The following is a 9,285-nucleotide window of genomic DNA, read 5'->3' as shown; positions in this document are numbered from 1 at the left end:
CGGGCGACGTGCTCCGCTGCTGCCGCGGCAGTCAGGTCGTGCTCTGCCACTGCCCATCCGCGAAGTGAAGCGCAGAGGGGCGGATCTCGATCACGCCGTACTGGGCGGCCGGGCACTTCTCGGCCCAAGCCAGTGCGGCGTCGAGATCCGGCACGTCAAGGACGAAGACACCGTTGAGCTTCTCCTTGGTGTCGGCGAATGGCCCGTCCTGGATCTGCAGGCTGCCGTTGCGCAGGGTGAGGGTGGTGGACGAATCGACCGGCTGGAGGATGTCCACCGACACCAGCACGCCCGCTTCCTCGAGCGACTTCGCGTAGGCATCGAACGCTGCGCGGCCGTCATCTCCCCGAAAAGGGGCATCCTCCGATTCGCGGCACGCGACAGGGCATCATGCGCGACGGCCGGGCCGCCCGTTAGAATGTACCGACCGATCCCGGGAGGCCATCAGCCAAGGGATGTGGCCGGCTGCTCAAGCGCCGGCCGATGACGGAGGAATACGCCCACCTTGCCTGACGCACTAAATCCGACCGGCACCGGTTCGATGATCACCCCACCCGACGGCAAGCGACCGATGCGAATCATCATCGGAGCGGATACTTTTTCTCCGGACGTGAACGGGGCAGCACGCTTCGCTGAGCGTCTCGCGGCGGGGATGGTCGGGCGCGGGCATGAGGTCCACGTCGTCGCTCCTGCGGCATCTCGGAGGCGCGGCACCTGGACTGAGACCCATGAGGGCCAGCAGATGACTGTGCATCGGCTCAAGAGCTGGCGGTGGTACCCGCACGACTGGCTGCGCTTCGCGCTGCCCTGGAGCATCAACCGCAACGCGGCCCGCATCATCGACGCGGTGAAGCCCGATGTCATCCACTCCCAGTCGTACCTCATCGTTGGCCGCGGTCTCTCGAATGAGGCCGCGAAGCGCGGCATCCGCATCATCGCGACGAACCACCTCATGCCCGAGAACGCCCTCGAGTTCACGCTACTGCCCGAGCAGTTCCGTGAGGGCCTCGTCCGCTGGGCGTGGAAGCTCGCCCGCGGTAACCTCAGCCTGGCTGAAGCGGTCACCACTCCGACGCGTCGCGCGGCTGACTTCCTCGAGAAGTACACCGGCCTGAGCGGTGTCCACGCCATCTCCTGTGGCATCGACGCGCACATGTACACCCCGAACTTCGAGCCGCGCACCGAGAACCGGATCCTGTTCGTCGGTCGAGTCACCGGTGAGAAGCAGATCGACGTTCTCATCAAAGCGTTCGCGACACTTGATCCGTCGCTCGACGCCAAGCTTGAGATCGTCGGCGGAGGCGATCAGAAGCGCAACCTCGAAAACCTGGCCGCACAGCTCGGACTGGGTGACCGGGTCCTTTTCACCGGCTATGTCAGCGACGAAGAGCTCCGGTCCACGTACACGCGAGCCACCGTGCTCGCCATGCCGTCGATTGCCGAACTGCAGAGCATCGTGACGATGGAGGCGATGGCATCCGCTCTTCCTGTCGTCGCTGCGAACGCTATGGCACTCCCGCACCTCGTCCACGATGACGAGAACGGTTACCTCTTCGAACCGGGAAACGTCGCCGAACTCGCTGCCCGATTGACGGATGTCCTCACCGCCTCGCCGGAGAAGATCCTGGCGATGAAACGGGAGTCGCTTCGGATGATCAAGGCGCACGACATCCAGCGCACGCTCTCGACATTCGAGAGCATGTATCGTGGAGAATCGGTGACAGACCCCGTAACGGAGTCGATTCCCATCCAGGTGTCAGACGACTAGACACCGCTCGGGGCGGTAGCTCAGCTGGTTAGAGCAGCGGACTCATAATCCGTCGGTCACGGGTTCAAGTCCCGTCCGCCCTACACTAAAACATCGACTGACCAGGGTTTCTTGTCCGAGCAAAAGGACAGAGACTTGATGCATTTAACGTTTATTCAACGAATATTCAAAATGGGGCGCCTGCCGGAGCCCCCTTCGGGCGTCGTCCACGACCCGGTTCGACTGCTCTGGGACCGCCTGGGTCACCTACTGGTTATGAACACCGAACGTCTCTCCGGGCTTGGCCTTGAGCCCGTACTAACCACAAGCGAGCTCGCCGACTACCTGGGTGTGCAGGTGCAGGCGATCTACGATCTGCGCACCGATGGACGCGGCCCAGCCGGTATCCGGGTCGGACGGGAGATCCGTTACCGGGTCTCCGACGTGCTCCGATGGCTGGACAGGCTGCACGAACCCGAACCGGCTCTGCGCTCCCTCAGCGGCCAGATCGGACAACGCTGATGGCCGGCCGACCGCGGCTGCCGGTCAGCACCTTTGGCGCGATCAAGACCGCGCAAGTCGGTCCCGGTCGTTTTCGCGCCTGGACCCGCTTCCGAGATTGGGACGGCCATACCCGACAAGTGACCGCCACCGCGTCGAGCCGCGGCGCCGCGGCATCCGCGCTCAAAGTGGACCTGGCGCAGCGGATGCACACCGGTGACACGACTGACTCGCTCAATGCGGGCTCGCCGTTCTCCTTGCTCGCCGAAGCGTGGCTGGAGGACCTGTATCTCGACGTCGACCGCGCCGACAGTACGAAGGAAACCTACGAGCGAGTGCTGCGCGGCATGGTGCTGCCGTCTTTCGAAAATTTCACGATACGGGAAGTGACCGTGGGACGCATCGAGCGCTTTCTGAAAGTGCAACGGAAGCGGTCGTATTCGAGAGCGAAACACTCCCGCACGATTCTCAGCATGGTGTTGAGCTTCGCAGTGCGGAGGGAACTCATCGCTCGCAATCCCGTCAAAGAGACCTCCCGAATGAGGAAGCCTAAGCACACCCCGAAAGCCCTTACCCCGGAACAGATCGCGGCAATCCGCGCAGCGGCGCGCGACTGGCATAACGAGGCAGGCCGAATGGGACCCAAGCCCGATGGACAGATCCGCGAAATTATCGAGGTGATGCTCGGCACAGCGACGCGCATCGGTGAAACGCTGGCTCTACGGAAATGCGACGTAGACATGACCGCCGACCCGCCACGAGTAAACGTCAGCGGGACGGTCATCGTGCGGAGAGGGGCCGGCGTCTATCGTCAAGAGCATCCAAAGACCCACGAATCAAATCGGATCGTCCCCGTACGTCGCGCTGCATGGCTTTGATGGACTCGGCCACCCGAGAGAAGTCGGCTGGCAATTCTCGCGCCAGGTGCAGGACGTTCTCGGCTTCCTCCAGCAACTGCTCGTCATCGACAGGATCAGACTCGCCGCTCTTGAGCCGTGCAATCTCCGCATCGAGCGCGTCCCGCTCGGCTGTTAGCACGGCTATCCGCTGGTCAGGGTCCGCCTCGGCGTCGCGAGCTAGTCGCTCCACGGCGTCCAACAGGGTTCGTACCCGAGAACGGGAGACCCGGCCGCTGCTACCGCCAGCCCGGCCCGCGATTTCAAGGGCGCCGACGGCATGCGCGGAAAGTCGGTACACCTCGATGTCGTCCTCGATCTGTGGCACCAACCAACCAAGGCGCACCCAATATCGGCAAATTTCGCGCGCTGTTCCGGCAGGCAGGTTCCGCTCCTCCTCGTCGTATCCTGCGGCCCTTAGCTGATCGACTGCCTCGCCGACCTCGACATGGGCGTCCGAAACGGCCACGGCAGGGCGGCCAGCTGTGAAGGCGATCGACAGCATGGCTATCACGAAGGGCGCGCATAGCGACCGTGGAGCAGGTCGAGCGTCGGATTCTTAAATGCAGCAACCGAACGCTGGTAGGCGGCTTCGGCACGGGCATTCGTCATGGAAGAAACACTAGTTGAGGGCCCCGACAGTCGTAGCAGCCGCCGGCGCGCGGTAGGCAACGCGGTGAATCGTCTGGTCCAGGTCGTTGCTTCCGCCGCCCGGCGGGTCAATCGTGGCGCAGGAACTGACGAGGACAGGTTCGGGCACTGGCGTTGCGAGCCGCGAGAAGATTGCAGTGAAGACTAAATTCAATTCCTCTGTGACTTCGTCAGCGTTCACCCCGTGACGTGCCCGGAACTGCTCAAGGGTCTTCGTGGCTGCTCGGAATCGACCAGCGGCGAGGACCTTATCTCCTCCGAGAGGCGGCTCGCCGTAGTAGCGCTCGATAGCTCCGCGCTCTAGAACATGTGCTCCGGACGTGTGTAGCTGGACATTGAGTTTTCTTTTTCCGGCTGCAAGGTCGCCTGTGCTGGTCGATAGGACCGTTAAACGTTCACGGCCACGCGATAGGTCAAATAGCTGGCCTAGGATTCCTTCGAGAGTTCGGAAGTCTTCGCGCTCTGGGGACTCGTCAAGCTCGTCAAAGGCCTTCTGCGCCCTGCCCCAAAGCTCGCGGGCGCTGGCTTTGCGCTTGAAACTGTCCACCGCGTTCCCGGTCAGCGGCACTGCCTCGGAGGCCAATAGTCGATCGACATCTTGAAGAAGCTGCTGTCGGATGACAGCGGCTTGTGTATCTTGGGAGATTTTCGTGAAGCTGTCTAGCAACACATCCAGGTCGCCTATCGCGAACACCGGCACTTCAAAGCGGTTGAAGAAATCGCGGTAGCGCTGAATGCTGGACTTGCCACCCGTTCGAATGAACACCACCCCGTGTTCAACATGGTCCCAGTCGTTGTTCAGGAGTTGAGCGAGATGGGGGAGTACTACGGCGTCGCTGTCGCCTTCGACCAGCACGATGGCTCGCGCAAAAAGCGCAGCTTCGTTGTTTTCATGCCCAATGAGTTGGAGCGCGTCCTTCTCGGACATGTCTGACCGCAGATCCAAATTCACGACGTCGACGCCCGCAGGGGCGTCCACCTTTCTAAGACGAGCGAAAGTGGCGGTGGCGGTGGTGTTCAGAAAAACGGGAGAGTGTGTGGTGACCAGCACCGGGTGGTCGGTGGAGAATCTGGCCAAGGTGTCGAACAACTGGCGCTGGGCTCGAGGGTGCAGATAAAGCTCAGGCTCTTCGAACAGCAGGAGGTAACTCCCGCTCGAGGCTGCGGGCTCGTCAGCGCCATCGAGCCCACTGTCTTTCAATGCGGTATAAGCCCTCAGGATGGCAAAAGCCACGGTGCGCTTGAGTCCGTCTCCCTTGCTCGTTATCGAACCGCGATGGCCATCATTGATGTCGATCTCAGCAGTTCCAAGGATGGAACGTAGTGCAGGAGCCGGAACTCTGATTTCGAGCCCGACGCCCGGAAAGCTCTCACGCACGAAGCCCTGGATAGTACTTTCGATGAGTTTGACTTCCCGGAGTCGGGTGTCGACCGTCGCCCCGCCAACGTCGAGGTGCCGGCTCAGTCGCTGATGAATGGACTGGAAGGATTTTTCGATGTCCTCGAACTCGTGGGCGACCGCGTCGAGCAGGATCTTCATCAGCTTCCCGAAGGTGGCTGTTTCGGAAGTCTTCGTTTCTGCGCTCGCGTCCTTCACTGCCTCGATGTATATGACCTCGGGCAACAACGGCCTGAGCGCAGCGTCGATACCCGTCTTCAACGGGACGATCTTGCGTTCTAGCTCCTCTTTGGGCAACAGGCTTATCAACTCGGCCAGCTGGGTCCGAGCGTCACCCATTGTGACCTTTTGCGGAAGTATGGCGTCCATTTCCGGAAAAAGGCCAACGATAGAGTCCCGCAGCGCTGGGTTCTTCCTTCCCGTCATGACCGCGTTCAGGGCTTCTTCTGACCATCTAGTGTCACGCGGCATCTGTGCAATGGTCCGCAGAGCCACTTTCTCACCTGGTGCAGCGACGCGAACGAGCGTGAGGGAGCCGTCAATGAGCATTGTGCTAACTCGTGAGCGGTGTTCGTCGTCGGCTATGCGGCCGAGATCCCGGTCCGTCACTTCATCGAACCGCACTTCAACCGAAATCGGTATCGAGGGATCGTGAAAATCAGAGGTATCAAGCTTCCCGGGTGGGGAGCCCTTCAAAGCGAAATGGAGGGCGTGCAGCACCGATGATTTCCCAGCATTGTTCTCTCCTATGAGGCACCCGAACGACGAGAGTGTTAGCTCCGTTGATACATGCGCTCGGAAATTCTCGATTCTCAGACTGGATAACCTCAAAGCGTTGCTCCCATTTGTCTCGGAGCTCGACGAGCGCAGAAGGCTTTTGAAATCGGTCGCCACAAAGGCTGGCGGGCGATCAATGCTCGCGCCGCCCCATGTCTTGGGTTCATGAACCAACCAGCCGAGGTTGCGCACTTGAGTCAAGGGCAAGCTCTTCACTCTCGAGCACGCTCAGATCATCGTTGAGACTCAATTCCTCTATTTCCGTGTTGTCGTCCAAGGAAAGCGACTCGAAGGCATCCTCTAGATCACCACCACCCAGACCAGCAACCTCCACATCGCGGGGTTTGCGCTCAACCGCGCGGGTCCGTCGGCCTGCCTCGCCGACAGTGTTTTGAGCGGTTTGAAGCTGCTTCTCGAGCTTCGCCCAGACTTGGCCGTACTTCTGGAACTCTGCCTTTGCCGCGCCGAGCACCTGCCAGACTTCGGAGCTTCGCTTCTCGATCGCAAGGGTGCGGAAGCCCATCTGCAGGCTATTCAAGAGTGAGGCAAGAGTAGTTGGGCCGGTAACCAGAATCCGGTGCTCGTTCTGGAGTTTGCTGGCAAGTCCCGGCCGACGTACGACCTCCGCAAACAGGCCCTCGGTGGGAAGATACATGATGGCAAAGTCCGTGCTGTGCGGTGGCTCGATGTACTTCTCCGCAATGCTCTTCGCTTGGGCGAGTACCGCCCGTTCGAGCGCCTTCGCCGCGATCTCGATGGTGCCCATATCGCTCTGCTCATGCGCAATGACCAGACGCTCGTAGTCCTCTTGCGGGAACTTAGAGTCGATCGGCAAGTAGACCGGTCGATCGGTGTCCCCCCGACCTGGGAGCTTCACAGCAAACTCGACGCGTTCGTTGGCGTCCGGCCGGATCGCAACATTTCGCTCGAACTGTTCGACCGTCAGCAGATCTTCGAGCTGTCGGGAAAGCTGCACCTCACCCCAGGTGCCGCGGCTTTTCACGTTTGTGAGGACGCGCTTTAGACCACCAACATCAGTGGCCAGGCTCTTCATTTCGCCCAGCCCCGCCTGGACCTGTTCGAGACGTTCGCTTACGAGCGCGAAGGACTCGCCGAGCCGCTTCTCGAGCGTTCCTTGCAGTTTTTCGTCAACGGTCTCGCGCATCTTCTCAAGCTTCGCTTCATTGCCCACCCGGAGTTTGTCGAGCTCATCCCGAAGCGCGGTTTGCAATTCGACGTGCTTCGCTTCGTTTCCGATACGCAGCTTGTCCAGTTCATCCCGAATCGCTGCCTGCAACTCGACGTGCTTCGCGGCGTTCGCTTCGGCCAGAACTTGGATTCGATCACTGTTTGCCGAGAGGGCATCGTTGAGCACCGACTGCAACTTCTCGACTGTGGTTCGAACCTGTTCCAGCTTGTCATCGTTCGCTCGCCGTAACGCGTCAAACCTTTCCTCCACCGCAGTTCTCAGCGCGACCTGCTCTTTGAGGGAGGTTTGCGCCGACTCATAAAGCGTCGCGTGCAACGCGGCTAGCGAATCAACGATGAATGTACGAAGCTCTGTGCTCGTTTCAAGGCGGGACTGGCGTTCACGATGCAACTCCTCCGCGTGAGTGGTCGCCGTCGATTGGATCAGAACGTTCAGTTGCTGAAGCATCTCGAGTTGCGTTTGACGAAGCTCATGGCGCTGCGTTCCGAATTCGCTGCGCACTTCAGTCGATACCGTTCGGATTTCTTCCCGAATTTCCGGAACCGTGTGGGAATCCGTCTGTCCGCTGCGGGGCTTGCGCAGCACTGCGATGAGAACAAAGACGGAAAGCACTATGCCCGATGCTGACAGCCCGACTGCGACCAATTCCATGCTTCCCCCTACACAATACGCAACGTCACGTTTTGCTGATGCTATCGATACAGGCCGACACGAAAGCGGCACCGGGCCCGGATTCGTGCGCGGGCGTAGCTCGTATTGGGGGAATTTGAAGTCGTCGGATAGAGGTTTCCGGGCTGAAGACGGGTGAGGTCGGTGCCAAGACGTTTAGTCGGCGACTTCGGACCGACGAGTTGTATCACTCACTTGACGGTGCCTCGCCTGATGCAGTGGCCAGCGTCAGAACGCACCCGATATCTGTCCATGCCGCACTCGATGTTCACAACGTCGAGGCGAGCAAACCCGCGCTGCGGTTTTTAGGCCCGCCGCCGAACAACGGGTTCTGTCCCCGTGGCAAGGCTGGCGTATGGCTCAACAACTTTCCCTGACCCATGAGAAGTGTCGAGTCGATCCTGCATTGCCGCCCCGTGGTAAACCGCGTCCGTTCGTACTGACCGTCATCGCGGTGGGGCCCCACAGCCACGTCCTCAACGTTGCCGGCGCATCCGTCGACATCGTGTCAACCTCACCCCGAAAGACAGCATCCGCGGGCATTGCCTTTGTCCCGAGCCAGCGACCGGTCGAGGGTCTCGCCCTCACCATCTCGGCATCAGACAATGTCTCCCTGCCCCGAATCAGGCGTACCGGCCGGTTGTGGTTCGTCGGCCGGAGCTGGCAACTCGAGGAGTTTCAGACCGCGGTCGGGATGCTCAGCGTCACACCGTCGGATCCATCGCTTCACGTCCAGTCATTCAGCGGAGGGAACCAGCAGAAGCTGCTTCTCGCGAAGTGGATGTTCAACGCCCCGCGGGTCCTTATCGCCCACGAGCCAACCCAAGCGGTCGACGTGGGCGCTCGCGATGACATCCTGCGGGCGCTGCGAAGCAAAGCCGACGCCGGAGCTGCAGTGCTCATCTCGTCGATCGAGACGGATGACCTCGCGAGAGTCTGCGACCGAGTACTCATCATGCGAGCCGGCACTATCGTCCGCGAGCTCACGGGCGACGACATCACCAGCTACTCCATCATCACAGCGGTCTACGACGAGCCCGAACAGGATGCAAACAAATGACCACAGCTGAACATTCCACCGCAGCGCGGCGGACAAAACCCTCATTCCGACGCCCCTCACCATGGAAACTCCGGCCTATGCTCGGCCGATATTCGGTCGTGCTCCTGTGGGTCGCACTCGCGGCCACCTACGCGGTCCTGGTTCCGAAGAGCTTCCTGAACTACGGGGCGTTCCGCGCCATCTTCGGATCCCAACAGGCCCTGGTCTTCCTCGCCCTGGCCCTGGTGTGCGTGTTCGTCGTCGGCGAGTTCGACCTGTCCGTCGCGGCGATCCTGGGGGTCGCCGCGACGGTAGTCCCCGTGCTCCCCGTGGTGCACGGTGTCCCGGTCCCGGTCGCCGTCCTGCTGGCGGTGGTGTCATCGACGCTGGTGGGGG

6 protein-coding genes, 1 tRNA gene and 3 pseudogenes are annotated in these 9,285 nt (G+C 61.0%); 6 read left to right on the top strand and 4 right to left on the bottom strand.

The window, feature by feature from the left end; genetic code table 11:
- Positions 1 to 31 precede the first annotated feature (31 nt).
- Positions 32 to 337, bottom strand: a pseudogene (locus ACLQ62_RS01370) (YciI family protein); the annotation flags it as partial.
- A 204-nt stretch (positions 338 to 541) separates the two neighbouring features.
- Here ACLQ62_RS01370 and ACLQ62_RS01365 point away from each other — a divergent pair.
- The 4 genes from ACLQ62_RS01365 (at position 542) to ACLQ62_RS01350 (ending at position 3,126) form a co-directional block, all read left to right on the top strand.
- Positions 542 to 1,768, top strand: coding sequence for a glycosyltransferase (locus ACLQ62_RS01365; RefSeq protein ID WP_411719863.1), 1,227 nt, complete (start codon positions 542 to 544; stop codon positions 1,766 to 1,768).
- A 9-nt stretch (positions 1,769 to 1,777) separates the two neighbouring features.
- A tRNA-Ile gene (locus tag ACLQ62_RS01360) sits at positions 1,778 to 1,851 on the top strand.
- 172 nt (positions 1,852 to 2,023) lie between these two features.
- Complete coding sequence (locus tag ACLQ62_RS01355; RefSeq protein WP_411719862.1) at positions 2,024 to 2,269, top strand: helix-turn-helix transcriptional regulator; 246 nt, start codon at positions 2,024 to 2,026, stop codon at positions 2,267 to 2,269.
- The gene (locus ACLQ62_RS01350) at positions 2,200 to 3,126 is read left to right on the top strand and encodes a tyrosine-type recombinase/integrase (protein ID WP_411719861.1); all 927 of its coding nucleotides are present in this window, start codon (positions 2,200 to 2,202) and stop codon (positions 3,124 to 3,126) included. Before ACLQ62_RS01355 ends, ACLQ62_RS01350 begins: the two co-directional genes overlap by 70 nt.
- Here ACLQ62_RS01350 and ACLQ62_RS01345 read toward each other — a convergent pair.
- The 3 genes and pseudogenes from ACLQ62_RS01345 to rmuC all read right to left on the bottom strand — a co-directional run.
- Positions 3,104 to 3,756 (bottom strand): annotated as a pseudogene (locus ACLQ62_RS01345) (DUF3375 family protein); the annotation flags it as partial. The gene ACLQ62_RS01350 and the pseudogene ACLQ62_RS01345 sit on opposite strands and share 23 nt — an antisense overlap.
- A 10-nt stretch (positions 3,757 to 3,766) precedes the next feature.
- Positions 3,767 to 6,178: an ATP-dependent nuclease gene (locus ACLQ62_RS01340; protein WP_411719860.1), complete on the bottom strand. Its 2,412-nt coding sequence runs from the start codon at positions 6,176 to 6,178 to the stop codon at positions 3,767 to 3,769.
- Positions 6,135 to 7,832, bottom strand: a complete 1,698-nt coding sequence (rmuC, locus tag ACLQ62_RS01335; RefSeq protein WP_411719859.1) for a DNA recombination protein RmuC — start codon at positions 7,830 to 7,832, stop codon at positions 6,135 to 6,137. Before rmuC ends, ACLQ62_RS01340 begins: the two co-directional genes overlap by 44 nt.
- Before the next feature lie 373 nt (positions 7,833 to 8,205).
- Here rmuC and ACLQ62_RS01330 point away from each other — a divergent pair, with 373 nt between their 5' ends.
- Both ACLQ62_RS01330 and ACLQ62_RS01325 read left to right on the top strand, forming a co-directional pair.
- Positions 8,206 to 8,910, top strand: coding sequence for an ATP-binding cassette domain-containing protein (locus ACLQ62_RS01330; RefSeq protein ID WP_411719858.1), 705 nt, complete (start codon positions 8,206 to 8,208; stop codon positions 8,908 to 8,910).
- A gap of 77 nt (positions 8,911 to 8,987) precedes the next feature.
- Positions 8,988 to 9,285 (top strand): annotated as a pseudogene (locus tag ACLQ62_RS01325) (ABC transporter permease); the annotation flags it as partial.

Origin of the sequence: Mycetocola sp. (genome assembly GCF_046716805.1) — a bacterium.
In the GTDB taxonomy this organism is placed as follows: domain Bacteria; phylum Actinomycetota; class Actinomycetes; order Actinomycetales; family Microbacteriaceae; genus Mycetocola_A.
The sequence above is the reverse complement of the archived record's forward strand: the minus strand, read 5'-3'. Positions and strand labels throughout refer to the sequence as shown.

Coding starts and splice junctions, on each gene's coding strand:
- ACLQ62_RS01365 (WP_411719863.1), top strand. CDS start 542: ATGATCACCCCACCCGACGGCAAGCGACCGATGCGAATCATCATCGGA.
- ACLQ62_RS01355 (WP_411719862.1), top strand. CDS start 2,024: ATGAACACCGAACGTCTCTCCGGGCTTGGCCTTGAGCCCGTACTAACC.
- ACLQ62_RS01350 (WP_411719861.1), top strand. CDS start 2,200: ATGGCTGGACAGGCTGCACGAACCCGAACCGGCTCTGCGCTCCCTCAG.
- rmuC (WP_411719859.1), bottom strand. CDS start 7,832: ATGGAATTGGTCGCAGTCGGGCTGTCAGCATCGGGCATAGTGCTTTCC.
- ACLQ62_RS01330 (WP_411719858.1), top strand. CDS start 8,206: ATGGCTCAACAACTTTCCCTGACCCATGAGAAGTGTCGAGTCGATCCT.